The 25137-nt window shown below is 42.4% G+C and carries 22 protein-coding genes; 15 read left to right on the top strand and 7 right to left on the bottom strand.

Features of this window, described 5'->3' with window-relative positions; translation table 11 throughout:
* Positions 1-8 precede the first annotated feature (8 nt).
* Positions 9-992, top strand: a complete 984-nt coding sequence (gene rpoS / locus GPLA_RS04090) for an RNA polymerase sigma factor RpoS (RefSeq protein ID WP_007103565.1) — start codon at positions 9-11, stop codon at positions 990-992.
* A 92-nt stretch (positions 993-1084) separates the two neighbouring features.
* Here the strand turns inward: rpoS and GPLA_RS04085 are convergent, their stop codons facing one another.
* Both GPLA_RS04085 and GPLA_RS04080 read right to left on the bottom strand, forming a co-directional pair.
* A complete protein-coding gene (locus tag GPLA_RS04085; protein ID WP_007103564.1) occupies positions 1085-1462 on the bottom strand; it encodes a hypothetical protein in 378 nt (125 codons plus the stop codon).
* A gap of 15 nt (positions 1463-1477) precedes the next feature.
* Positions 1478-1660 (bottom strand): hypothetical protein, encoded by a 183-nt coding sequence (locus tag GPLA_RS04080; protein ID WP_007103563.1) that lies wholly within the window; start codon positions 1658-1660, stop codon positions 1478-1480.
* Positions 1661-1966: 306 nt separating this feature from the next.
* Between GPLA_RS04080 and GPLA_RS04075 the strand changes: the two genes are divergently transcribed.
* On the top strand, positions 1967-2746 hold the full coding sequence (locus tag GPLA_RS04075; protein ID WP_007103562.1) for a BPSS1780 family membrane protein: 780 nt from the start codon (positions 1967-1969) through the stop codon (positions 2744-2746).
* A gap of 129 nt (positions 2747-2875) precedes the next feature.
* Here the strand turns inward: GPLA_RS04075 and GPLA_RS04070 are convergent, their stop codons facing one another.
* A complete protein-coding gene (locus tag GPLA_RS04070; RefSeq protein WP_007103561.1) occupies positions 2876-3271 on the bottom strand; it encodes a DUF3718 domain-containing protein in 396 nt (131 codons plus the stop codon).
* A 230-nt stretch (positions 3272-3501) separates the two neighbouring features.
* Here GPLA_RS04070 and GPLA_RS04065 point away from each other — a divergent pair, with 230 nt between their 5' ends.
* Positions 3502-3834 (top strand): PBPRA1643 family SWIM/SEC-C metal-binding motif protein, encoded by a 333-nt coding sequence (locus tag GPLA_RS04065; protein WP_007103560.1) that lies wholly within the window; start codon positions 3502-3504, stop codon positions 3832-3834.
* Positions 3835-3872: 38 nt separating this feature from the next.
* On the opposite strand, the gene GPLA_RS04060 is transcribed toward GPLA_RS04065, so the two are convergent.
* The gene (locus GPLA_RS04060) at positions 3873-4625 is read right to left on the bottom strand and encodes a phosphatase (protein WP_007103559.1); all 753 of its coding nucleotides are present in this window, start codon (positions 4623-4625) and stop codon (positions 3873-3875) included.
* A gap of 327 nt (positions 4626-4952) precedes the next feature.
* Here GPLA_RS04060 and GPLA_RS04055 point away from each other — a divergent pair, with 327 nt between their 5' ends.
* Both GPLA_RS04055 and GPLA_RS04050 read left to right on the top strand, forming a co-directional pair.
* Positions 4953-5390 (top strand): nucleoside deaminase, encoded by a 438-nt coding sequence (locus GPLA_RS04055; protein WP_007103558.1) that lies wholly within the window; start codon positions 4953-4955, stop codon positions 5388-5390.
* A gap of 485 nt (positions 5391-5875) precedes the next feature.
* A complete protein-coding gene (locus tag GPLA_RS04050; protein WP_007103557.1) occupies positions 5876-6088 on the top strand; it encodes a helix-turn-helix transcriptional regulator in 213 nt (70 codons plus the stop codon).
* A 138-nt stretch (positions 6089-6226) separates the two neighbouring features.
* On the opposite strand, the gene GPLA_RS04045 is transcribed toward GPLA_RS04050, so the two are convergent.
* Positions 6227-7789, bottom strand: coding sequence for a bifunctional GNAT family N-acetyltransferase/carbon-nitrogen hydrolase family protein (locus GPLA_RS04045; protein ID WP_007103556.1), 1563 nt, complete (start codon positions 7787-7789; stop codon positions 6227-6229).
* Between the two features lie 477 nt (positions 7790-8266).
* Between GPLA_RS04045 and speA the strand changes: the two genes are divergently transcribed.
* Positions 8267-10189: a biosynthetic arginine decarboxylase gene (gene speA / locus GPLA_RS04040; RefSeq protein WP_007103553.1), complete on the top strand. Its 1923-nt coding sequence runs from the start codon at positions 8267-8269 to the stop codon at positions 10187-10189.
* A 93-nt stretch (positions 10190-10282) separates the two neighbouring features.
* Here speA and GPLA_RS04035 read toward each other — a convergent pair whose 3' ends face one another.
* Positions 10283-11425, bottom strand: coding sequence for a serine hydrolase domain-containing protein (locus tag GPLA_RS04035; RefSeq protein WP_040513876.1), 1143 nt, complete (start codon positions 11423-11425; stop codon positions 10283-10285).
* 224 nt (positions 11426-11649) lie between these two features.
* Between GPLA_RS04035 and GPLA_RS04030 the strand changes: the two genes are divergently transcribed.
* From GPLA_RS04030 to GPLA_RS04020, 3 genes are read left to right on the top strand one after another with little or no spacing between them, the layout of a single operon-like run.
* A complete protein-coding gene (locus tag GPLA_RS04030; RefSeq protein WP_007103551.1) occupies positions 11650-13026 on the top strand; it encodes a DNA-3-methyladenine glycosylase 2 family protein in 1377 nt (458 codons plus the stop codon).
* On the top strand, positions 13023-13520 hold the full coding sequence (locus tag GPLA_RS04025; RefSeq protein WP_007103550.1) for a methylated-DNA--[protein]-cysteine S-methyltransferase: 498 nt from the start codon (positions 13023-13025) through the stop codon (positions 13518-13520). The genes GPLA_RS04030 and GPLA_RS04025 overlap by 4 nt, the downstream gene beginning before the upstream one ends.
* 17 nt (positions 13521-13537) lie before the next feature.
* Entirely contained in the window at positions 13538-14428 is an 891-nt protein-coding gene (locus tag GPLA_RS04020) for a DMT family transporter (protein WP_007103549.1), read from the top strand.
* A gap of 13 nt (positions 14429-14441) precedes the next feature.
* Here the strand turns inward: GPLA_RS04020 and GPLA_RS04015 are convergent, their stop codons facing one another.
* Entirely contained in the window at positions 14442-15866 is a 1425-nt protein-coding gene (locus GPLA_RS04015) for a sensor domain-containing diguanylate cyclase (protein ID WP_007103548.1), read from the bottom strand.
* A gap of 391 nt (positions 15867-16257) precedes the next feature.
* On the opposite strand from GPLA_RS04015, the gene glmU reads away from it, so the two are divergent.
* From glmU to GPLA_RS03985, 6 genes are all read left to right on the top strand, one after another.
* The gene (gene glmU / locus GPLA_RS04010; RefSeq protein WP_007103547.1) at positions 16258-17616 is read left to right on the top strand and encodes a bifunctional UDP-N-acetylglucosamine diphosphorylase/glucosamine-1-phosphate N-acetyltransferase GlmU; all 1359 of its coding nucleotides are present in this window, start codon (positions 16258-16260) and stop codon (positions 17614-17616) included.
* A 200-nt stretch (positions 17617-17816) separates the two neighbouring features.
* A complete protein-coding gene (locus tag GPLA_RS04005) occupies positions 17817-18596 on the top strand; it encodes a DeoR/GlpR family DNA-binding transcription regulator (protein WP_040513875.1) in 780 nt (259 codons plus the stop codon).
* Positions 18597-18599: 3 nt separating this feature from the next.
* Positions 18600-20432 carry a glutamine--fructose-6-phosphate transaminase (isomerizing) gene (gene glmS / locus GPLA_RS04000; protein WP_007103544.1) on the top strand — a complete coding sequence of 611 codons (1833 nt, stop codon included), beginning with the start codon at positions 18600-18602 and terminating at the stop codon, positions 20430-20432.
* 175 nt (positions 20433-20607) lie between these two features.
* Positions 20608-21426 carry a heteromeric transposase endonuclease subunit TnsA gene (locus GPLA_RS03995; protein WP_007103543.1) on the top strand — a complete coding sequence of 273 codons (819 nt, stop codon included), beginning with the start codon at positions 20608-20610 and terminating at the stop codon, positions 21424-21426.
* Positions 21413-23491: a Mu transposase C-terminal domain-containing protein gene (locus GPLA_RS03990; protein ID WP_007103542.1), complete on the top strand. Its 2079-nt coding sequence runs from the start codon at positions 21413-21415 to the stop codon at positions 23489-23491. The genes GPLA_RS03995 and GPLA_RS03990 overlap by 14 nt, the downstream gene beginning before the upstream one ends.
* Before the next feature lie 2 nt (positions 23492-23493).
* Complete coding sequence (locus tag GPLA_RS03985; protein WP_007103541.1) at positions 23494-25128, top strand: AAA family ATPase; 1635 nt, start codon at positions 23494-23496, stop codon at positions 25126-25128.
* Positions 25129-25137: the final 9 nt, after the last annotated feature.

Genomic DNA, 25137 nt, shown 5'->3' with positions numbered 1-25137 from the left:
AGTCACCCATGAGTCATCAAGACAGCGATACCATAGAGTTAGATATAGTTGACGACATAGAACAAGCCGTTGAGAAAGAATTAATCAAAGCAGAAAAAGCCTCTGAAGATAAATTCAGAGACATAGTCTCGAGCAAAGAAGCTCCCAGTAAAAACCTCGATGCAACCCAATTATACTTAGGCGAAATAGGTTTTTCTCCGCTGTTATCAGCAGAAGAAGAAGTGTACTTCTCTCGCCGAGCCCTTAAAGGCGACGAAGCCTCCAGACAACGAATGATCGTCAGCAACCTACGCTTAGTCGTTAAGATAGCAAGGCGTTACAACAACCGCGGTTTGGCTTTGCTCGACTTAGTGGAAGAAGGAAATTTAGGCCTTATTCGAGCCGTTGAAAAGTTCGACCCCGAGCGTGGCTTTCGTTTCTCTACATACGCGACTTGGTGGATCCGCCAGACCATTGAACGGGCCATAATGAACCAGACCCGCACCATACGCTTGCCCATTCACGTAGTAAAAGAGCTAAATGTCTACTTGCGTACCTCGCGAGAATTAGCCCAGAAACTCGATCATGAGCCCACCGCCCAAGAGATTGCAGATGCCGTACAAAGGCCAGTCGCAGATGTGACTAAAATGCTGCGATTAAATGAGCGTATTACCTCAGTCGATACCCCCATAGGTAGCGAAAACGATAATGTATTGTTGGATATCATCGCCGACGACAAAGGCCATGATCCTGAAGAGGATCTGCAAGACAAAAATATAAAATTGAGTATTGTAGGCTGGCTAGAAGATCTGAATCCAAAACAACGTGAAGTGTTAGCGAGACGTTTTGGGCTTTTGGGCTATGAGCCTTCCACATTAGAAGACGTGGGGGTCGAAATTGGTTTGACCCGTGAACGGGTTCGCCAGATACAAGTTGAAGCATTACGCAGATTAAAAGATATGCTGGGTCATAAAGGATTAAATTTAGAATCGCTGTTCAACCAACTCGCATAACTTAAATAACATAAAAAATGCCGCTCACCTATATGAGCGGCATTTTTATATGAATTGATATCCCCCTTGTTAACCTAAGGGAAGAAATATTATTAGCAATCAGTGTCTTCTGCGCCCATTTTCGACTTTGCGTCTTCACAAGCGTCTTCCATTGCATTAGCTGCGTCAGTTTTCATATCGCTTGCTTTATCCTTGGCATTTTCATAGGCTTCTTTTGATGCATCCTTAGCATCTTCATATGCCTCTACACTCTCTTCTTTTGCATCTTCATACGCTTCAGCACTTGAATTTTTCGCGTCTTCGTACATGTCTTTGCTCTTCTCGCCAGCAGATTCCATTTTTTCTTTACTGGTTTGCACGGCTGAATCTAATTGTTCACCTGTAGTCGCTTCTTTTTTCTCACTACATGCAGCAAGAGAAAGTGAAGCAACAAATATCACCATAGCTGTTTTAGTAAATGTATTTTTCATATTAGTTCCTTTGATTTACGCTGCTCGAATATTCAAGCGATTGAGTATTGCTCTTACTAAGGTATTAACCATGAATAAAATTAAACCTAAGTAACAAACTATCTTGCCAAGACCATGCACTACTCCTTCTAACATAGCCACATTTCGCAATGATAAAAGTGCCGTCAGAGCACATACTATGATGACGAAGAAATACATGATTGTCTCCTGTAATTTTTAATGAGTAATTTATTGCTCCAAATGAAATCGATTGACAGCAATAACAGACTTATTCGGTTAAACAGTTAATGTCAAAACATACAAAGCAATTATTACGCCAATACATAAACAACTGAAATCATTGGACTTTTATAAATAATGTAATGCTATCCCTGTGTAAATGTGGGACATTAGCAACACAGAGTTACAACATGTAATACGGTTATTTCTTGTTCTCGCCGACTCATTTTGACAGGATACGCCAATCGCTAAATCTAGTTTAACCAACCACGAGTGAAGTTCTTTATGCAATCGTCTCCCCACTCCCCTTTATCGCCAGATGGTGATGAGTATCGTCTGGTCTTTCCAAAAGCATGTAAAACTAGGGATGTCGTCTCTTGGTTACGGGAAGGTAAACAACAATTCAAACGTGCCCCAGGCCCATGGGTAACCTGTATATTGATTTGGTTCGTTTTGTCGATATTACTGTCTTTTATACCCATCGTTGGTCAGCTAGTCTCAGGGCTGATGAATTATGTCTTCATTGCTGGCTTGATGCTAGGGTGCCATGAAGCACATAAAGGAAACGCATTTACCAGCAATTACATGTTTGCCGGGTTGAAACAGAATCTGCCTAAACTTGTGGGTCTGGGCCTTGTCAGCATGTTGGTATCGGGTGCTATCATGTGGATATCATTGGGGGATATGTACCCAGCTATGTTAAGCGGAAACTTGGAAAGCTTACCAACCGATATAGATTTTAACGGTCTAGCATTATCAGTATTAATCGCCAGCCTATTATTGATCCCACTAATGATGGCCTTATGGTTTGCGCCGGTACTTATCATTCGTCACGACTTGTCTATATATGCTGCACTACGACTAAGCTTTGTTGCCTGCTTCTTAAATACACTACCGTTTTTTTGGTATGGTTTGATTATGCTGCCTATGCTGCTGTTCGGCATGTTTACCCTAGGTTTGGGTATGTTAATTGTGTTACCTGTGATCATGGTTAGCATCTATGCGTCTTATGTGCAGATTTTTTTAGAGCCTGTCACTGCAACAACAATTGCGGCTCAAGACTAACGCTAGGCACAAGGGTGTATTAACCCCCCTTCGCTAAACACCAGCGGGTATATTTGTATTGATCGCAAATACAAAAAAGCGGCTTAACATAAGCCGCTTTTTAGGTGTGAACTCGATAGTATAAAAACGCTAAATACGCTCGTTCAACACGACCGCTATAGGTGACCCCATTAACTGACGCTCAGACACCCAAGCGCGTAATGTTTTACCGTCACTTTCAGGCGCATTCAATAAGCTTTTTGGCATCTTTTTTATCATTAACTCGCCTGTTTCCAGTGCGTTGTTTAGGAAAGCGATACGAATTAAACTCTCGCCTTCACAGCTTATACCTGTGTAATAATCCTGTAATTTCAAGCGATAATCGCTTTCTACTTTCTTCATTTTTTTACGTAATTCGCCTTTATCATCTGCTTTTACTATGGTGCAAATGTTTTGCAAATCTTCAACGACATCCGCATGGGCAGATGAAAAAGTAGTACAGCAGGCGATAGCAATAGCAGTGGCGGTTTTAACAATTTTCAACATGGTTATTCCTTAGATTAATACGAGCCGTGCTCAGATGACGCGGATTAAACAGCAATACGATTATTGAGGAAACAATCAACGCAATACATGGGTATGCATTAATATACTTTTTGGTCATAAATTGCTGGCAAGGTAATTATAATTACCATTGAAAATATAGGTATTAATAGGGACTTAGTGAAAAGGCTGCTAGAATCTGCGCCCATTTTTTAACGTTATTAGGAATGAATATGTCTAAATTATTTTTTAAAGGCCGCATCGACCCTCGGGAAAAATATCAACGATTTGGTTACAACACCAAACGTAAAACAAAATTAGGCAGTGAAAACGCACCGCTTATATTAAGTGTGCAAACGCAAGAACGACAAACAGTAATTGAAACACTGTTAGCGCAACACGAGCTGCATGGCGAAATCACTTTAGAGCCAACGAAACCAGAAAACACTGTACAACTTGATACTCTGTTAAACCTACCGGGTACCCAGACTTTCGAGAAAAAGCCGAATCGCAATGATCCCTGTTCGTGCGGCAGCGGCAATAAGTTCAAAAAATGCTGTGGCTAAGGTTAATGCTTAGCTCCCTCGCATACCGCTTGGCTAAATTAGAGCGTAGCTAACCAGTCTTTGAGTTCTACTGCTACGGCCTTGTTATGTTCAGCGAGAAAGGCCAAAAAACTATGTGCATCTCGATTGACAATCCGCTCCTGTGGAAAACCCACTTCGTTTGCACAAGCCATGCTCAAAGTGTCATTGCCCACATCGTAAGCCACATGAGCATCACTGGCCAACACCACCTTCCAATCAAGTCGATCGGTTACCTCTAGCACTTGCTTACAATTAGGAGCACTGCCTAAGCGTGAACCTTTGAAAGAACTGTTGTTAATTTCGAGCACAACATTATTGTCTTTCGCTGCGCGAATCACGTCACTGAGATCAATCGGGAAATTTGGATTACCTGGGTGACCAATAATTTGAATATCGCCTGTCTCAATGGTCTTTATCATCGCCTTAGTATTTTGCGCTTTGTTAGCAGGAGCGAAAACAGGTTCATGAAAACTTGCAATGGCAAAATCTAGAAATGGATGCAGCCCATTTGGAATGTCATGCCCGCCATCTGTCGGCATTATATTTGCTTCGATTGCACGTAAAATAGCCACCCCATCGACCAGCCTTGGTAACACGTGGCGGTTGCCAAAATGCCACGGATGAGGCGAGTCCGGCATAGTAGGGCCATGCTCAGTAAGGGAAAACATCTGCATACCCTTTAGCTTCGCTTGTACTGCATATTCTTGCACTGTGCTGTATGCATGCGTGCTGGCGACAGTATGCGAATGGGTATCAACCAAAAGTGTCATTCAATTCTCCTAAATTTTAATCAATGATAACGAATACTCATGACATTTTTCTTAAATTAAGATGAAAATATATCAGTGGCAGCAATGAGCGATGAATGAATGTAGAGCCAGAACATAAGGAATAAACATGTTACTTCCAAAGGGATATTATCATAGCATATTGATATTCTTGCTCTAAAAACGTGTCTGGATATTTCGGTATCATGTATGGTTAAACTGACCTGAATCTATCAAGGCTCACTTTTATCACAGTGCGCTGGGGTACACCTCACTGTGAATATATCTTAGCGACCATATCTAATAATCAACAAAGTTTAAGAGGATCCCATGGACAAGTTTATGCTGGCAGCTATCGATGAGGCAAAATTAGGATTAGCGGAGGGCGGTATACCGATCGGCTCTGTTTTAGTTTACGACGGAGAAATCATTGGCCGAGGCCACAACAAGCGTGTACAAAGTGGCAGCCCTATCCTGCACGGCGAAATGGACGCTCTCAATAATGCAGGTCGGCAGCCAGCCAAGGTTTACCAAGCCTCTACACTCTATACAACTTTATCCCCATGCAGCATGTGCAGTGGCACAATATTGTTATACGGCATACCCAAAGTGGTGATTGGTGAAAACCGAACCTTCCAAGGTGAAGAAGCACTGCTCACGTCTCGTGGTGTAAGCATAGACGTGGTGCACAGCGAAGCATGCATCACTTTGATGAACAATTTTATTCGCAACAAACCAGAATTGTGGAATGAGGATATCGGAGAATGAAAAATAAAACACTAAGAAATAAAAAGTAACAAAATGAATTACAAAACCAACTTAAAGTTAAAAATACTTTACTTTAATTGAAGATTGTTTTAACGTCCTGCGAATGGGAATTTATTCAGGTCGAGCCATATTTTTTAAAGAGAAAAGTATTTAAATTTCACTATAACATTCATTTTTTGGTTTTTATTTTCGCTTATTGAGGTAGCTGACCTACCCGTTAATAACGTCGTAATGCCCATAAGTCAAATTTTCTCACAATCCCTCAAAATGACAATAATGGTGAAGTGGTTTTACATGTGATAATTGCGCTTTTCAATCAAAAATATACCCAGCATTAGGACAGTGAACGAGGCAATTTGTACTGATTAAAAATCAATAATATTACTTATTATTTTTTAATTTTACGGTGGGCTCCTCAGGTTAAAACACATGTTGTTTAATACGTTTTTCGAGCCAGTTGTTTTACTATAAAAAAGGTGCCTAACGTGGCAAACGTTCCCATTAAAAATAAGATCCGAGAGTTACGATTTTTTGCCGATGAAATGACGCAAAAAGAATTAGCAGAGTTAGTTGGTGTGACACGCCAAACCATCATGGCAATTGAAAAAAGTAAGTATTCACCAACCTTAGAAGTTGCCTTTAAAATAGCGGAAGTATTTGGTCAATCTCTGGAAGAAGTGTTCCAATACCAAGGATAGAAAATTAATTTGTTAGCAATGACTAACGACTCGAAATAGCCATGTTGCGAGTGTCAAAAAAGAAAAGGAGCAGTCAGTATAGTGCGCCTATTTACGTCTATACTGACTTTAACATACCCCCTACAAGTGAATACTCACTTACCTCTCACCTTTCCATTTAACTTCATATAAGTCACGGCGACGATCTAAATAGTTACGTACAGAACCTTCATTTTTTAACTGTTTCAATTTATCGAAATCTAAATCAACAATTAAGGTCATTTCCGTATTCGGTGTGGTTTCGGACACAATAGCATCATGGGGAAATGAGAAATCTGACGGCGAAAACACAGCGGTTTGGCCATACTGAATATCAACATTATCCACCTTAGGTAAGTTACCCACACTACCCGCGATGGCCACGTAACATTCATTCTCAATAGCTCTTGCTTGAGAGCATCTACGTACTCTTAAATAACCGTTTTTAGTATCCGTCCAAAAAGGTACAAATAAGATTTGAATGTCTTGATCGGCCAGCAACCTTCCCAATTCAGGAAACTCCACATCGTAACAAATTAAAATTCCGACTTTGCCAAAGTCAGTATCGAATGCTTGCAGCTTGTTACCCCCTTGCATGATCCAATCTTTCTTTTCGTGCGGAGTAGGATGCAGTTTATATTGACTTTCTACGCGTCCATCTCGGTGACAAAAATAACTAACATTGAATAATTCATTGTCCTCAATAACGGGCACAGATCCAGCGATGACATTAATATTATAAGACACCGCTAGGCGTGAAATCTCAGTGAGTATTTCATCGGTATAAGTCGCTAAGTTCCAGATGGCATCGATTGATGTATCTGCTTGTTTAATGCCCATTAAAGGCGCGTTAAAAAATTCAGGGAACAATGCCACATCACACTTATAATCTGACAAGGCATCGACAAAATACTCCACCTGCTGCAATAGCTCGGGAATATCGTTGAAGTAGCGCATCTGCCATTGTATGCAACCAATGCGTGCTGAGTTACGCTGACTGCCCAATAATTCTGGCTCTTCCGGGTCATAATATATGTTGTGCCACTGTAAAAGTGTCGCATAGCCGTGTGAGGCTTTATCTTCCGGAAAATATGCTTTGAGTAACTGTTTAACTTCAAAGCCATTGGACAATTGAAAAGTCAAAATTGGATCGTGAATATCCTTTGACTTAACCAATTCTACATACTCATATGGCGACATCTGAGCTGCGTACTTCATGTAGTTGGGGATACGTCCACCCGCTACTATCGATTTTAAGTTTAAGTTGCGACAGACTTCTTTTCGCGCCTCATACAAACGACGCCCTAAACGCAAACCCCGGTAGTCTGGAGACACAAATAAATCAACACCATACAATACGTCTCCTTTTGGGTCGTGTGTCGACATATAGGCATCGCCGGTAATATCATCGTAGGTATGTTTGTCACCAAACTTGTCATAATCAACGATGACTGAAATGGCCGCAGCCACTACCTTACCTTTGTCTTCAATACATATTTGTCCTTCAGGAAAAACATTCAACTGAGATTGAAAGTTTTTCAGAGGCCAGGCACCACCCACTTGTGAATAGACGATGTCCATTAGCTCTTTTACATCTGCGTAATCTTCGATGGTTAAGTGACGTAATTCTAAAATATGTTCAGGGTCATCGACCGATGGGGTTGAGCAATTGTTATCCTGCATAAGCGTACCTAGAGGCTCCGTTGTGATAGGTTTTGTTTGCTAGTAACAACCTGTACCAGCAGCGTTGTTTCGTCAAGCAAAGTTTAGTGTTACTCAGCGTAATATTGCGCCGTTCAGTGATGCGTTTCACTGCGCTCAAATTTCAATATTGCGATTAATATATTTCTCAAACCGTTTTGTAAAAGTAAAGATTCAGCAATTAGTGAGCCAGAGCTACCAATGAGAATAATTTATTGTACCGACTCATTAATGTATGCTGGATACCGCCCCAGTTAGACGGTTATCAAGAGGGGGGTATCAAACAGGTATTTTTAGTGTGCTATACGTGCCTAAACACAGCCGCAGTTTACATCCAGTAACTGAATTTTTATTCAGCAATTAAAGATTTATATAAACTGTCTTCAGTTCCGTAGCGTTGAAGATATTTGTTCACTATAATGCGCGACTTTAGAGTCCCGTAACTAGGTATTTAAGGTAATGGCAGAGCAAGCTGATTGGACAATCGATGATGCTGAGCGTGTATATGGCGTTCAACGTTGGGGTGCAGGTTACTTCGAGATCGGAGCAAACGGTAATTTAAAAATTACACCCGATCTTTCAAACAAAAATATGCGTATCGACTTCCAATCCGTTATTGACGAGATTAAGCAAGAAGGTATTCAATTTCCAGTCGTTGTGCGCTTTCACGATATCTTGCGTTCACAAGTTGCGGCACTGAATAAGACCTTTATTAACACCATCGAAGAAGCCCAATATCAGGGTAAGTACATGGGTGTTTATCCGGTTAAAGTAAATCAGATGCGCGAAGTAGTAGAAGAGATAGTCGATGCGGGCGCGCCTTTTAATTACGGACTGGAAGCTGGTTCAAAGGCAGAACTTATCACGGTGATGGCCTACAACACCAACATTGACTCTCTGACTATCTTAAACGGTTATAAAGACGCCGAGTTTATGCGGCTAGCTTTGCTTGGGCGCAAACTCGGCCGAAAGATGATCGTTGTTATCGAGAAATACTCAGAATTGAGTCTACTCATTAATGCAGCCAAACAACTCGATGTCATGCCGATCATTGGGCTACGCTCAAAAATGACCGTTAAAGGTCGTGGCAAGTGGGAAAGTTCAGGTGGAGACCGAGCTAAATTTGGTCTCACCACCAGCGAGATGATTTGTGCGGCCCGTTACCTAGAAAGCGAAGGTATGGGTGAGTGCTTAAAACTGCTGCATTTCCATATTGGCAGCCAATTAACCGACATACGTGCCGTGAAAGAAGCCATCAGCGAAGGTGGGCGTATCTATGCTGAAATGCACCGTATGGGCTTTAAATTAGAGTACGTAGATGTAGGGGGTGGTTTAGGCATCGATTATGACGGCAGTAAATCAACCAATGATTCTTCACGTAATTACACCATGGAAGAATACGTGGCTGATGTCGTCTATGGCATGCGTGAAGTGTGTGACTTAGAAAATGTCCCTCATCCAACTTTAGTAAGTGAAAGTGGCCGGGCTATTACGGCTCATCATAGCTGTGTGGTAGCGCAAGTTGTCGGTGAGATCCGTGCGAATAGCGCAGAATTACCGACCGATAAACTACCAACCGATCATATTTTACTGAATAACATCCGTGAATTAGCAGAGAGCGTTGATAGCCAAAATAATCTGCAAGAGATTTTTAACGATGCATCTCAATGGAAAGAACAAGCAATTGGCGCTTTCAAGTTGCGTGTTATTAGCCTTGAAGAGTTGGGTAAAATCGAAACCTTGTATTGGCAAATTATGGTGAAATTACAGCATCGCCTAAAAGATGCGGAGTTCGTCCCAGAAGAACTACAAGAGTTGGATTACAACTTATCGTCTCAGTATTTGTGTAATTTCTCAGTTTTTCAGTCCGCAGCTGATACTTGGGCTATTGATCAGGTATTGCCGGTCGTGCCAATTTCTCGCATGAATGAAAAGCCAACCGTGAATTGCTCTTTGGTCGATATTACCTGCGACAGCGATGGTAAATTGGATCAATTCGTTGTGGATCACGGCATCTCAGATGTGCTGCCTATGCCACCACTTAAGAAAGGCGAAGATTATTATTTGGGTTTATTCTTAACGGGGGCATATCAAGACGTTATGGGCGACATGCATAACCTATTTGGGCGCCTTAACGAAGTACACATTTTTGGTGATGACGACGACCCAGAAGACTTCTACATCGAAGAAGTGGTCAAAGGCTCATCAGTACAGGATGTATTGTCTATAATGCAATACAACCCAGATGCAATGGCGCAGTCGATGAAACGAATGATCGACCAACATATCTCAAGTGGTGCGATGAAACCGCGAGAAGCCGTGAAATGGACCGACTTCTATGAAGATTGTTTAAAAGGGTATACCTACTTAAAAACCAGTTAAGTACAGGGTAATAGTCAACAAAAAGCCCAGTATCGTTTTGCGATACTGGGCTTTTTAATGGTGTTATTCACCATAACTTACCAGCAGATACAGCTAAGGTTTAGCTGTGCTCAACAATTTTTGCTTTTCGTCATATTGCTCAAAATAACTGGCCCAAAAATCCGCGGTAAAATCGTTAATCAGGTTGGACTCAGCATTCATTAACATGAAATATCCTACTTTCTGATCCGGAGCAAAAGACACAGCCGCTCGGTAACCTTTTACCCAACCACCATGATAATTCAACCTATGGCCATCAAAGTCATATACGCGCCATCCAAGACCATAATGGGCATCTTTTAAATAACGTTTCCATAGCCGGCGGTGCATTTCGCGCTTGGTTTTCACCCTTGGCTGAGTTACTTGGTCGATAATGTGCGGCCCAATAATATTTGGCTTTTCGCCTAATAACGCACCAACCCATTTCACCATATCAGCACCACTGGCGTTCACCCCTGCGGCAGGAGAGTAGCGATAATAGTCTTCACTGACTGGCACACTGCGCCATTTGTTTTTTGCTATTGCCACATGAGGTTTAGCCCAAGACGATGATGCTTGCAGTGATGCTCGTCCTACACTGGCACCTTTCATATTTAATGGACGCAACACTTCGTTTTCTAATTGTTGCCCATAGGAAGTGTTGTTTTCTTCAAAGTATTCTTCGATGACGCCAAAAAGCGTATTTTGGTAGGTATAACATTCACCTGGGGTACACAAAGGTTTTAACGCCGTCAGCATACTCAAGACACGCTTAACGGGGTAATTAGCCTCAATTAAATTGTCATACGCATTCGGCGAAAAGCCACTGGACTGGCCAACAACATGGGCCAACTGTAAGTTTTTGGCGTTATCAAAGCTGAATTCATTGGTCATTTGTTTTACAGGTGTTTGCCAACTCAGCTTATTTTCTTCGACTAACTTCGCCATGAGTATCGAGGTGAACGTTTTCGACACTGAGGCCAAACGAAATACGGTTTGCGGTGTAATAGCCGTTCCATTGCTCGCCGTTTTCCCGGACACCACCATTTTTGCAGGCTTGCCTTCTTCAACTAAAGCAAACAAATACCCCGGCACACGCTGTTTTGAGGTCTTGCTCTTTACGCGTTTAGCAAAATCGTCTAACCACTCTTCACTGTGCGCGAAAGAACTGAACAAGTTGACTGAGACCATGCATAACAATAAGAAAAATCTAAACACGTGAAATGGGTAACTCCAAAGTAACGGTAAATAACATGGCAATTTCCTCTTACTGACTATGGGCAAAACGGCCGCGTATTATCAGCTTTATTCACCCCGAAATTCAACAAGCAATTATTCACCCCTTACTTGGGTAACTATTTTGCTTTAAGTTCCGTTTTCGACGCATAATACTCACTCACCGGTTTACCATTAGTCCATGGCTTAACACATTCGGTTCATTCATGTTTACAACGCAACATTTCCAACAAGCAAGATTAGCGCGAGATCATCGTTTTGATGGACGCTTTTTTGTTGCTGTGAAATCAACCGGTATCTTTTGCCGACCCATTTGCCCGGCAAAACTGCCCCATGAAGAAAATGTTGAGTACTTCACACTGGCCCAACAGGCGATGCTGGCGGGCTATCGGCCCTGTTTACGCTGCCGTCCAGACAGTGCTCCCCATTCACACGCCTGGAATGGGGTAGATACAACCGTGAGCCGTGCGCTTACACTACTGAGCGAAAACCTACACTTAAACATGACATCTATCGCCGAGAAACTCGGGATCAGCGATCGTTACCTACGTCAGCTACTTGTATCTCACATTGGACTTAGCCCAAAGCAATATCAACTGTATGAGCAAATTTTATTTGCCAAGCAACTATTGCAGCACACACAGCTCCCTGTAGATCATGTGGCCGATGCGGCAGGATTCAGTGATGCCAGACGGTTACAATATAATATGCAGCGGGTAATGCGCCGCACGCCAAAGGAATTACGTAGAAAGCCAACCAATATCCTACAGCCCATTGTGATTCCGCTCGCTTATCGTCCCCCTTATAATTGGCCGCACATGCGAGATTTTTTAGCTAGGCGCGCGATTGCTGGCTGCGAATACATTGACGAAACAAGTTATACACGTTCATTTATATTTAATGGCACCCAAGGGTATTTTCACGCTTATCATCAACCGGATAAACACCGCTTTTTAGTGACGCTTGGGATAGATGACTTGTCACTACTTAAGCCTGTACTGCACAACATACGACGCCTATTAGATGTAGACGCCGATAGTACAACCATAGATACGCAGCTTATATCTAGTGGACTAAACCCTGCACAAATTACCCCAGGTATCCGGATCCCCGGCATTTGGGATACGTTTGAGGCAGGTTGCCGGGCGATCCTTGGTCAGCAAATTTCCGTTACCGCAGCGATAAATTTAGTTGCAACTCTTGTCGCTACACTCGGCCAACCTATGTCGCCTGAACAACCATCACACTCCATGCTAAGCCGCTACTTTCCCACTCCTACAGCGGTTGAAAACAGCGATTTGAGTTTCTTACGCATGCCTAACAGTCGCCGGGAAACCCTTCGTCGGTTTGCCGTTTTTTACGCTCAGCAACCCACTGTCGATCCTGATGACTGGCTATCACTCAAAGGTATTGGCCCATGGACGGTGGCCTATGCTAATTTACGCGGACAGTCTCAGGCAGATATTTGGTTAAGTAGTGATCTGGTCATCAAAAAGCAGCTGCTAGTACATAATATAGACGCTGACAAAGCCCGCCCTTGGCGCAGTTACCTAACCTTTACTTTGTGGAGCCTAGCCCAATGAAAAATAAGCCTAGCTGTCATACCTTTTGTGATTATTTAGCGACCGAAAGTGGATTGCTTAAAATATCCGCTAATGATGAAGCCATTACCGCCATTGCCTTTGTTGAGCAACAAGACGAGCCCTACGGCAGCACACCTTTGCTGCAGCAGGCGAAACAACAGCTCACGGATTACTTTGAGCAAAAGCGCAAAACGTTCGATCTCCCGCTAGCACCTGCGGGTACTGAATTTCAGCGTAACGTTTGGCGAGAGCTGCGTGCAATACCTTATGGCGTCACCTGCAGTTACGCTGACATCGCTAAGCGCTTAAACAATCCCAATGCAGTTCGTGCCGTCGGCAGTGCCAACGGTAAAAACCCGATTTCAATCATCGTTCCTTGCCATAGAGTCATTGGTACAAACGGCACACTTACTGGGTATGCCGGTGGCTTGCAACGTAAAGCGTTTTTGCTCTTATTAGAAAATCCACTGTTTAGTGCGCGTGAGCCTAAATAGGAACATAAGGAACATCAATGCAACCGCGTAACTTCATTGAGCTTATATTTCTGGCCGGGATCTGGGGAGCAGCCTTTATTTTTACCCGTACTGCCACCCCGGAATTTGGTCCTATTAGCCTAATTACTATGCGAGCTGGCATAGCCAGTCTGATCTTGCTGCCTTTTGTATGCAACAAAATAGCAGTCACGCAAATAGCACAGCATTGGCGTGGCATTTTAGTCGTAGGGTTAACAAATACCGCCATTCCGTTCTGCTTATTTAGCTACGCGCTGCTGCACATAGGTGCGGGTTATGCCTCGGTGATGAACGCCACGGCTCCCATGTTTGCCGCACTGATAGGACTGTTATGGTTAAAGCAGCGTATTTCAAGCATCGCAGTGATAGGTTTGTCGGTTGGTTTCCTTGGCGTTGCCATACTCAGTGTGGCCCAGTCCGCGGCATTCGATGCCCTATCAATATTGCCCACCTTAGCCACACTTGCAGCGACTGCTTTATATGGTTACGCCGGTTGCTTCACTAAACAATATCTTACGGATGTCAGTCCTATGGCGTTGGCTGCTGGCAGTTTATTTGCTGCCACGTTATGTTTATTACCGCTGAACATATGGTTTATGCCAACATCAGTGCCTTCAACAAGTAGTTGGATTGATGCCATCACGCTTGGCGCATTATGTACCGCATTGGCGTATTTACTGTACTTTCGTTTGATCGCCAACGTCGGCCCAAGTAACGCGCTGACAGTAGCGTATCTGATCCCAGCTTTCGGTATCATGTGGGGCATAGTGCTGTTGCACGAAGAGTTCACGACCTCGATGTGGGCTGGCGTGATACTGGTGATAAGCGGTGTGGTGTTAGCCACAGGTGTTGTTGAAAAGCGCAGGTTAAAAATCAAACCTGCCCAGTAAGTTTGACATTCGGTTAGTGCTCTTCAATAAGCTGTAAACGCACTACATTTCGCCCTTCTCGCTTGGCGGCAAACAAGGCGTCATCAGCAGCCGCAATGACTTCGTTAATAGCCCGAGGAATAGCTGTAAACGAGACTCCAAAACTTGCTGTCATTTGAATCGACATACTGCCAGTTGTTATTGTCATATTCGCTAGGCGATTACGCACCGTTTCAGCCACATCCACAGCTTCATGGGGACCCGTGTTAGGCAGAAGCAATAAAAACTCTTCACCGCCCCATCGTCCTAACACATCACGATCTCTTAACTCTAACTGCAACATAGACGCAATCTGGCGCAACACTATGTCACCGGCTTTACGTCCATGGGTTTCATTGATCGATTTAAAATTATCAAGGTTAATTAACACTAAACTCACTGATGACTTCTTGTATATCAATTCATCAAACGTCAAAGACATACTGGCCCGATTAGGCAACTCCGTTAATACGTCAATCTGACGTGTTTTCTGCATGTCTTTTTTGAAGTAATACAACAAGTTATAAATAATCAAAAACAAACCAAAAATAATTACCAACAAAGTAACAACACTAAAAATAAAGCCACGGCTAATTTCAGTCTGGCGAGACTCAAGGGGGGTCATTAAATATAAGGTCCAGTCAAACGGTTGAATGTTTAACTCTGCGATTAGGAAATCAAATCCGTTAATTTTCACCAACAAGTTATTCAACGAACCTTGTTGTTCTTCTTCTGATAAGTCCTTAAACCAAGGTAAGTCAGTCAAATTGGTGAACTGAGAATTCGCAGCAACCAGCTTAGGATCAGACGATAAGGTAATATTTCGGTCTTGATCGGCAAAAATAAAATCATAGCCGTAAGTCTCTTTATAACGAGCAAATATATCTAAAAAGCTGCGTAAACTCTTGCCTACTCCGAAAAAACCGAGAAAGTGTTGGTCTTCATCGAACACCTTCAAATCGATGTAAAAGTGGGTATCTTCCCATTTACCAATATCCGCGATTTCATTCTGCGCGGAGTCTTTATATTTGAAGTACCAACTTACATCACCCTCGACTAGCTCAGTAGTGGTACCGTCGGAATAATATTGGCGGCGATTTTTTTCGCTCGCGATAAAAAAATTCATCCCAAATTCACGGTGTAATCGCTTTAAACTCGCGAACACAGCGGCTTCATCGATGTCCGGAGCGCCCATTAAATCTTGTAACTCCTTGGCTTTAACCAGAGTTTCAGAAATATGCAGCGGTTTCATCAACTGTTGAACGATCAGTTCTAATGCAGGGGAGTGGGATTGTTGCTGAGCGCGACTTTGCTCCGCTACAATTTTAGATACGCTGAAATGCACCAAAGTCACTATGGATATAACGACAACGACAAAGAGCAGCAAGATACTGCGATGTAAGGTTCGAAAAATATTCACAAACTACCCTGTATAAATAAGCTAATAAACTGCATATTAGGCGCCCTGTTATTCATTAACTGTAGCACTACTAACTAATTGCTCACGGTAAACTAATCACATGTGTTTAACCAACTAAATTTAAAAACTAGCCACACATTTAATCAATAAAATATGCTATTTACTCTACAACCTATCGCTCAGATATAATGGTAGGTAAAATTACCAAAATTCAAACATTATATCCAAGTGTCGCAAGTAAACACACTGTACTTTGTGTTATATAACTTGAATTTGGTTGCATAACCAACAGACTATTTTTTACGTCAATAAGGTTAGAAAGGATCAAGCGCTGGTGTATTTTCCTCGCATCAGTAAAATACACTCCAATTTTAATGAATTAGGATACCCCATGGCATTTTCAGTGGTCATACTCGCAGCAGGTAAAGGGACACGTATGAAGTCTTCCATGCCTAAAGTTTTACATCCCATAGGTGCCAAGCCTATGGTGCAACGCATTATAGATACGGTCAATCAACTGGGTGCCAATTCAATTAATTTAGTTTACGGCCACCAAGCAGAGCAGCTACAACAAGCCCTAGGCCACAACGCCTTGAATTGGTGCTTACAAGCCGAACAGCTGGGCACGGGACATGCTGTGCAACAAGCCGTCCCGTATATGAATGACGATGAAGATGTGCTCATTTTAGTCGGTGATGCACCGCTCATCAAAGTTGATACCCTGCATAATTTGCTACGTGTAAAGAGCCAGTCTGACGTGGCCTTGCTGACAGTAAATGTCACTGATCCTACCGGTATGGGCCGCATTGTTCGCCAAGGTGAAAACGTAACCGCCATTGTTGAACATAAGGATGCTAGCGCTGCTCAGCGCCAAATTCGTGAAATTAATACCGGCATGATGGTATTGAACGGCAAAGATTTAAAACGCTGGCTAACAAACTTAAATAGCAACAATGCCCAAGGCGAATTTTATTTAACCGACGTGATTGAAATGGCGGCCAACGAGGGAAAAGTAATAAAAGCGGCCCAACCCACCAGTGAAATTGAAGTAGAAGGCATTAATAACCGTAAGCAACTGGCCGCTATTGAACGTGCTTTTCAATTTGAACAAGCTGAAGAATTAATGATGAAAGGCGTGAGCTTATTGGACCCCCATCGTTTTGACTTGCGCGGCGACGTGATCGTGGGTCAAGACATCACTATTGATGTGAACGTGGTGATCGAAGGTACCGTCAAAATAGGCTCCAACGTTAAAATTGGCCCCAACTGTATCTTAAAAGACACTGAAATTGCTGATGGCGCAGTGATTGAAGCCAACAGTATGTTAGACCAAGCTGTAGTCGGTGAAAATTGCTCGGTTGGACCATACGCGCGTTTGCGCCCTGGCGCAGTCATGCATGAAAGTGCCCGAGTGGGTAACTTCGTTGAAATGAAAAAAACCGTACTCGGTAAAGGCTCAAAAGCAAATCACTTAACCTATTTAGGAGATACAACTGTCGGTATCGGTGCCAACATTGGCGCTGGCACAATTACCTGTAACTACGACGGTGTAAACAAATCGAAAACGGTTATTGGTGATGGCGCTTTTATTGGTTCCAACAGTGCTTTGGTCGCACCGGTAGTAATAGGTAATATGGCGACGGTCGGCGCAGGTTCGGTGGTAACGAAAACGGTCGCTGATGAAGAACTGGCTATCGCTCGAGCAAAACAACGTAATGTCAGCGGTTGGCAGCGACCTACCAAGCCTTAAACACGGCTTAGCCACTGGCACCCAATCTAGTCACAATGTAATTTAATAAAAACCTCTACCCACAAAGTAGAGGTTTTTTTGTGGTTTAGCTATTGACTGATTCAGCCCCTTTTATTTTATATATTTTGTGGAATAGCTCAGTACACAGGGGATAAAATAATCCCTTTATCTTTCGTTTCGAAACATATATATTTCGAGTTATGCAAAAACGAAACACTCAACAACGTCGCCGCGCCATTATTGATCGCCTTCATGAACACCGTGAAGTCATGGTTGATGAGCTTGCTAAATTATTTTCGACTTCGGAGGTCACGATCCGTAAAGATCTGACCGAGCTTGAAAATAATGGCCTATTACTGCGTAAATTTGGTGGTGCAGTACCCTTACCGCAAGATTCTTCAGAGCTTTCCAGTGAAAAACTCTCGGCGCGAAAAATTGCCATAGCCCAAGCGGCGGCGACACTGATCAAAGATCATAACCGCATTATTATTGACAGTGGCAGTACCACAGCGGCACTTATTCCTGAGCTGGCGAGCAAAATAGGCTTAGTGGTCATGACGAATTCATTGCATGTAGCCAATTCACTGCTAGAGCAAGAAAATGAACAAAAAGTGCTAATGACGGGCGGCACATGGGATCCGCAATCCCATGCGTTTCAGGGAAAAATGGCGGAGCAAGTCCTACGCGCCTACAATTTTGACCAAGCATTTATTGGCGCTGCAGGACTCGACCTCTATAAAGGTACCACCACCTTCAATGAACTCACTCAACTGAGCCAAGTAATGGCAGAGGTTTCTGGTGAGGTGGTCGTCATGGCAGAATCTGAAAAATTACAACGTAAAATTCCCAATATTGAATTGCCCTGGTTGGCCATATCCATATTGGTTACCGATGATTTGATCGCGGATAGCGATAAACAACATATTGAAAAACAGGGCGTAAAGGTCATTTGCGCACAAACTAAAAAAATTGGAGCATAACCTATGTGTGGGATAGTCGGCGCGATTGCAGAGCGCAACGTAGTAGAAATATTGCTAGAAGGCCTGAAACGCTTAGAATACCGTGGATACGATTCCGCAGGCGTGGCATTGCTGGATAGCGACGGCAATTTAACCCGTATCCGTCGCACAGGTAAAGTGAAAGAACTTGCCGATGCCCTGCACAAAGAACCAGTCAAAGGCAGTGTAGGGATTGCCCATACTCGCTGGGCAACTCACGGTGGTGTAACCGAAGCAAATGCACACCCGCATTTCTCCAGTGAACGAGTGGCCGTTGTTCACAACGGCATCATCGAAAATTACCAGCATCTTCGCGCTGAGCTTTCAGCAAAAGGCTACGGTTTTAGCTCTGATACCGATACGGAATCAATCGCTCATCAGGTGCATTACGAGTTAGATCAAGGCGCAGATTTACTGCAAGCCGTACAAACAGCGGTAAGCAAGTTTGAAGGTGCCTATGGAACCGTGATTATCGACAAGCTTGAGCCAGAGCGCATGATAGTTGCACGCTCTGGTAGCCCCTTGGTGATCGGGTTTGGTATTGGCGAGAACTTTATTGCCTCTGACCAAATGGCGCTATTACCCGTCACCCGTCGCTTTATGTACCTTGAAGAAGGCGATGTGGCTGAAGTAACACGCACCAGTGTGATCGTATACGACCAAAGCGGCCAAGTTGTTGAGCGCGACATTATCGAATCGGATATCGAACACGATGCAGGCGACAAAGCCGGTTATCGCCACTACATGCTCAAGGAAATCCACGAGCAACCAAGTGTGGTGCGCAATTGTCTGCAAGGACGCTTAGGTGAACACGACATCAGCCCTAATATCTTTGGTCAAGGTGCCGATGAGGTGCTAGCTAACATCAAGCACGTACAGATCGTCGCTTGCGGTACCAGTTACCATTCAGGCATGACGGCAAAATATTGGTTAGAACAATACGCCAACGTTTCGTGTAACGTTGAAATTGCCTCTGAATTTCGTTATCGCAAATCCTTTGTTCACCCTAATAGTTTATTGGTTACCATTTCTCAATCGGGTGAAACCGCCGATACTCTTGCCGCCTTACGCCTGGCGAAAAGTTTAGGATATAGCTCAAGCTTAACCATTTGCAATGTGCCTGGCTCCTCTTTGGTACGCGAGTCAGATCTTGCATTTATGACCCTTGCAGGTGCTGAAATTGGCGTGGCTTCAACCAAAGCGTTCACTACTCAGCTCACAGGTTTTTTAATGCTAACCTTGGCTTTGGGTAAACATAATGGAATGAGTGACGTAGATCATAAAGCCATAGTAGATGGCTTGCACAGCTTACCCAGTAAATTAGAAGAAACCTTAAGCCTGACACAAGGCATAAAGGATTTAGCAGAAGAATTTGCCGACAAGCATCACAGCCTATTTTTAGGCCGCGGCGATCAATACCCTATCGCAATGGAAGGCGCCTTAAAGCTTAAAGAGATTTCCTATATTCACGCGGAAGCCTATGCTTCAGGCGAGCTTAAACATGGACCGTTAGCGCTGATTGATGATGAGATGCCCGTAATTGTAGTGGCACCTAATAACGAGTTACTCGAAAAGCTAAAATCTAACGTTGAAGAAGTGCGTGCCCGAGGCGGTATCATGTATGTGTTTGCCGATAAAGAAGCTCACTTCCAAAGCGATAAAACCATGCGCGTAATCAATGTGCCCCATTGCGCAGCCGCAATAGCGCCGATTATCTATACCCTACCGTTACAGTTGCTGTCTTATTATGTGGCTATCATCAAAGGAACTGATGTAGACCAACCTAGAAACCTAGCAAAAAGCGTAACGGTTGAATAAGCACACGTTAAATAATATGGGCCATTGTAAGAGCATATTAATATTGGTACCAAGTATATTATATTTGGTACCAACAATATTAATATTGGTACCAAATTTACAAAGTATCGATTAAATTTGGTACCAATTAAAAGTTCCGTTATGCTTACCTATATAGCAAGTAACGAGAACACTTATGTCGCAACAATTCTGGTTCACAAAGGAAGAGATCAAAAAGCGTCAGGAAAGCGGCAGAGGAACAGGGCGCAAACAAGGCTACAAACCATGGATTTACATCCAAGAAATATCCAGCAAAGGAACCAGTTATAGGGTCTTATCACACCGAACTGGACGTGTGGTTCACCTTTTATCCAAGCTCGAATTCTTAACCTTTAGTCTGTTCGATTGGGATGAATCTATTTGTGACATTCGAGAACAGTATCCAATCGATATCGAAACAACCCTAGAAGTCGCTGAAAAAGCAGGTATTAAACACCCGAAGAAGGGCAATAAATATCACGTTTTCACAACAGATATCCTTCTTGATTACGACAATATCCAAAGCAAGCAAAAGGCAATTCAAGTAAAGTACATAAAAGATCTTATGGACAAAAATACTATTCAAAAACTTGAAATTGAGCGGCGCAGTTTTCTTGCTAAAGATATTGAATGGCAATTAATGACAGAGTTAGATATACCTCACACGCAACAGGTAAATATAGAATGGATCTTGGGCGGTAAAGACCTTGAGATAAGCGACGAAATTCATGAGCGAGTTTTTGACTTATGGGACGAAATAGAACACTTACCCAACATAAAGCTAACTAAAGCATGTTCCGATTTTGACAAACGCCATGGACTGATGCCGGGGGAGTCATTGAAAGTAGCTCGAAACTCTTTTAGCTATCGAATTCTCGCGTTTGACATCAAAAAACCATATACAACTCTTCAGTGTAAAGATATTCAATGTATCTCTCGTCAAATAAATACTGGGGGGCTTTATGCTGTTGGTTAACAGCGTTGTTGAATATCAACAACGTTCGCTCCGAGTATTGGCGATAACCCCCGACTATGCTATCTGGATAGATATTCATGCACTTCTAGCAGATCCAGAAGATTTTAACTTTAACGAAATAACTAATGCTTTAAGAAGTAATCAGGCACAACAAATAGAAGATCCGTATCTTTTAGACATCTCTAGAAAGGCAAATAAAAAGGAATTAGCTTGCAGAGACAATCGATGGGAATCCATGAAGTGTGTAGCAAACAACCCATTGCGCTTGTTTAAAAATGAGTGGAGTAACCTCTTTCGTCAGGTAATAAAAAAGTCTAAGTACAAGCCTAGCCGCAAGCATTTTTATAAACTAATGCGCCAATATTTACAACGTGGTCAATGTAAAAATGCACTACTACCTGATTTTCAAAGGATGGGAGCACCAAACCAAACGAGAATTATCACTACGAATAAAGTAGGGCCAAAACGCATTACTTCAGTCGGTATTGGAGTGCCTATAACGGATGATTTAAAACAAATATTTAGACAAGCCATAGACACTTTCTATATGAAAGCCAATCGCATGCCTTGGGTAAAAGTGCACGACAAAGTGACCAAAGCCGTGAGGGAACAGTACCCCAACATATCTAAATACGATATGCCGACCCTACTTCAATTAAAACATTTATTTACAAAAGAGTACAAACCTGAAGAAACGTCAAAAGCACGCAATGCAGATATCACGTTTGAAAAAGACAAAAGGCAATTAACAAGCACTGCCACTGCACAAGTTTTGGGGCCGGGGGATAGATTTGAATTTGATGCCACTATTATCGATTTATATTTGGTAAGTGAAAATGATGCTCAAGCTATTATTGGTCGACCCACACTATTAATTGCCATCGACGTATTTTCTCGTCTTGTGTCGGGGTACTACCTCACTTTCGAACCTCCATCGTATGTAGTAGCAATGATGGCGCTAGCTAACTGCCTAGAAAACAAAGTCGACATTTGTGCATCACTAGGATTAACTATTAAACATGACTCTTGGCCAGCCATAGGCCTACCATCAGCGGTTCTTGCCGACAAAGGGGAGTTATTATCAAATCAAAGTAACACGTTAGTCGATTCTGCAAATGTTCGAATAGAGAACGCGACGGCACGTCGCGGTGACGCTAAGGGCATAGTTGAACGAAAATTTCTGACTTTACAGGCAGAGTTCAAACCATACGCCCCCGGTGTGGTGACCGACGAAACAGCAAAAAAACGTGGCGGAAAAGATTATCGATTAGATGCCGAACTCAATATTCGACAGTTTGAAGAAATCATAGTTTTACTTATCTACAAGCACAACTTGAAGGTAATGAAAAACTATGACGCTGACCCCGATATTCCCATTGACCTTCCTTTCACTCCAAAAGATCTCTGGAATTGGGGAATAGAAAATCGCTCTGGCACTCTAAAATCATTTGATCTTCAAAAATTCAAAATCTTAACTTTGCCAAGAACGAAAGCAACAGTTTCAAACCTAGGCATTAAAGTTAACTCTTTAATCTATACATGCCCAGAAGCATTCGAAAAGGGCTGGTTTCTGCGTGATAAACATCGAACAAGACCCAATTCGGTGCAAATTGCTTTTGACCCAAGAACGACTAATACAATTTATATATTTCCAAGTAGTAGTTCAAATAAATTTTGGAATGCGAATTTAACTGATCGTAGCAGAGCGTATGCTGATATGACTGTTTACGAGGCTAGAAAAGCCATACTGATTCGCAAGCGTCAAGGAGATAAAACGGACAAAGACAACGCAGCTGAGCGCCAAAAAATAGATGACGAAATCGACAAACGATTAACATCGGCTCAGCAACGTTCCAAAAAAACTTCATCCAATAAATCAGATAATGCAAGACTCAAAGAGATTAGAAAAAATAAACTGGAAGCGATAGCCAAAGAGAGGTGCAAACGATCAGTTGGCGAAACAAGCGAAAAGCAAAACACTCCTACGCCTAATAATGTAAAGGCTTTTAAAAAGCAGGATGATTTTTCTTTACCTGATTTAGATGTGGACTTCGACGAGGACTAAACATGATTTATAACAAAATAGTAGCTGTAACAGCTAATTACATTGAGCAGGATTTAGAAGAATATAAAGGGAATCCACTAATTGAAGCATTACCTAGTATTTGGCTTGATGACCTTTCACTAGCAAAGAGATTATCCTCCAGACCATTACATTCAAAAGATGACTTGGATCTACACCCTCGTTTAAGATTGCACGCGATAGCTCGTTTACTAAGTGGAACATTTTTCCATCCTTTACCAAGTCATCTTGATCTAGAAAGAAAACTATCGTTAATGATCCGTACAGGTTACTTAAAGCGAAATCCTGCATTAAATCATGACAAAGTCGCTATTCAAGAAAATTATCTCGCGATGCAAGGTCATCGAGACGATGCTAAATTGTTCCCAACAACCGACCGTTCAGCATTAGGTATGACGCTAATCGGCTGCTCTGGAAGTGGTAAAACAACCGCAATGAAAAGAGTACTGTCAACATACCCCCAGTTAATAGAACACCCAGATTACAATATGTTGCAACAGATTCCCTACGTCGTGGTGGAATGTCCTTATGACGGTGAACTGAGCAGTATGTGCTCAAATTTTTTCCTCGAAATCGATCAGATCGTAGGTACTGACTATCACAAGCGATATAGTCAAGGAATACGGATTGGGCCTAAAACACAATTAAAAACGATGTCACAAATAGCATTAGCTCACTCAGTCGGTTTACTTGTTATCGATGAAATTCAACATTTGAACACTTCAAAATCTGATAGCGAAGAATTACTTAACTTCTTTACTACAATGACAAACGTTTTAGGCATTCCGATATTTTTAATAGGCACTCTAAAAGCAAAAGTTCTTTTTGCAGACGGTCTGAGAGGTGCTAGACGTACTATTGGTTTTGGCAATATGGAATGGGGAATATCTAAAACAGAATATGATTATTTGAACTGGACACGCTTTATAAAACGACTTTGGCGCTTCCAATGGGTCAAAGCTAGGACGAATGAGCCTTCGCCGGAGATAATAGGACATTTGTTCGACCTTTCGCAAGGGATACTAGATATCGCAGTTAAACTCTTTGTGATCGCACAAATTCGAGCCATCGTATCTCGAAAAGAAGAGCTATCAATTCCCCTTTTTGACACTGTCTATGAAGAGGAAGTGAAGAATGTTCACCCAATGCTAGATGCGTTACGTTCTGGGGATAGTGCGCAGATAGCCAAATTTTCAGATTTAACCATGCCAGAAGTTGATGTTGATACAGTGGTAAACAGCATGCCTCAAGACTTGCCTGAAGAAGAAATATCACAGCAAAGAGATAAACCATCAGATAGTCAACTTGAGCTACTACTAAGTCTTCTAGATATCGATTACAAACAGCACGCTTCACAAATTGTTTTGTTAAAGGAACAACATCCAGACATAGATAATAAAACACTGGTCAAACAGTTGGTCACAGAAATTGAATCAAGCAAATCGAGTTATATAAAACGTAAATCTTTATCTAAACAGACTAAATCAAACGTTATTACACCATCACATTGGCACAAACTAGACCATGACGATTTGCGTTATATTCATTCTCAATCACATACCGAGTCTGAGATGCATGCTAATCTGGTCAAAAATGGACTGATAGCATCGATCAAATAGTCACACTTT

The sequence above is a fragment of the Paraglaciecola polaris LMG 21857 genome (genome assembly GCF_000315055.1).
Classification (GTDB): domain Bacteria; phylum Pseudomonadota; class Gammaproteobacteria; order Enterobacterales; family Alteromonadaceae; genus Paraglaciecola; species Paraglaciecola polaris.
Note: the sequence above shows the minus strand (reverse complement) of the source record. Positions and strands in the feature narration are given on the sequence as shown.

Coding starts and splice junctions, on each gene's coding strand:
- glmU (WP_007103547.1), top strand. CDS start 16,258: ATGGCATTTTCAGTGGTCATACTCGCAGCAGGTAAAGGGACACGTATG.
- rpoS (WP_007103565.1), top strand. CDS start 9: ATGAGTCATCAAGACAGCGATACCATAGAGTTAGATATAGTTGACGAC.
- GPLA_RS04065 (WP_007103560.1), top strand. CDS start 3,502: ATGTCTAAATTATTTTTTAAAGGCCGCATCGACCCTCGGGAAAAATAT.
- GPLA_RS04025 (WP_007103550.1), top strand. CDS start 13,023: ATGAAAAATAAGCCTAGCTGTCATACCTTTTGTGATTATTTAGCGACC.
- glmS (WP_007103544.1), top strand. CDS start 18,600: ATGTGTGGGATAGTCGGCGCGATTGCAGAGCGCAACGTAGTAGAAATA.
- GPLA_RS04020 (WP_007103549.1), top strand. CDS start 13,538: ATGCAACCGCGTAACTTCATTGAGCTTATATTTCTGGCCGGGATCTGG.
- GPLA_RS04005 (WP_040513875.1), top strand. CDS start 17,817: ATGCAAAAACGAAACACTCAACAACGTCGCCGCGCCATTATTGATCGC.
- GPLA_RS03985 (WP_007103541.1), top strand. CDS start 23,494: ATGATTTATAACAAAATAGTAGCTGTAACAGCTAATTACATTGAGCAG.
- GPLA_RS04030 (WP_007103551.1), top strand. CDS start 11,650: ATGTTTACAACGCAACATTTCCAACAAGCAAGATTAGCGCGAGATCAT.
- GPLA_RS04070 (WP_007103561.1), bottom strand. CDS start 3,271: ATGTTGAAAATTGTTAAAACCGCCACTGCTATTGCTATCGCCTGCTGT.
- GPLA_RS03990 (WP_007103542.1), top strand. CDS start 21,413: ATGCTGTTGGTTAACAGCGTTGTTGAATATCAACAACGTTCGCTCCGA.
- GPLA_RS04080 (WP_007103563.1), bottom strand. CDS start 1,660: ATGTATTTCTTCGTCATCATAGTATGTGCTCTGACGGCACTTTTATCA.
- GPLA_RS04060 (WP_007103559.1), bottom strand. CDS start 4,625: ATGACACTTTTGGTTGATACCCATTCGCATACTGTCGCCAGCACGCAT.
- speA (WP_007103553.1), top strand. CDS start 8,267: ATGGCAGAGCAAGCTGATTGGACAATCGATGATGCTGAGCGTGTATAT.
- GPLA_RS04085 (WP_007103564.1), bottom strand. CDS start 1,462: ATGAAAAATACATTTACTAAAACAGCTATGGTGATATTTGTTGCTTCA.
- GPLA_RS04075 (WP_007103562.1), top strand. CDS start 1,967: ATGCAATCGTCTCCCCACTCCCCTTTATCGCCAGATGGTGATGAGTAT.
- GPLA_RS04045 (WP_007103556.1), bottom strand. CDS start 7,789: ATGCAGGATAACAATTGCTCAACCCCATCGGTCGATGACCCTGAACAT.
- GPLA_RS04055 (WP_007103558.1), top strand. CDS start 4,953: ATGGACAAGTTTATGCTGGCAGCTATCGATGAGGCAAAATTAGGATTA.
- GPLA_RS03995 (WP_007103543.1), top strand. CDS start 20,608: ATGTCGCAACAATTCTGGTTCACAAAGGAAGAGATCAAAAAGCGTCAG.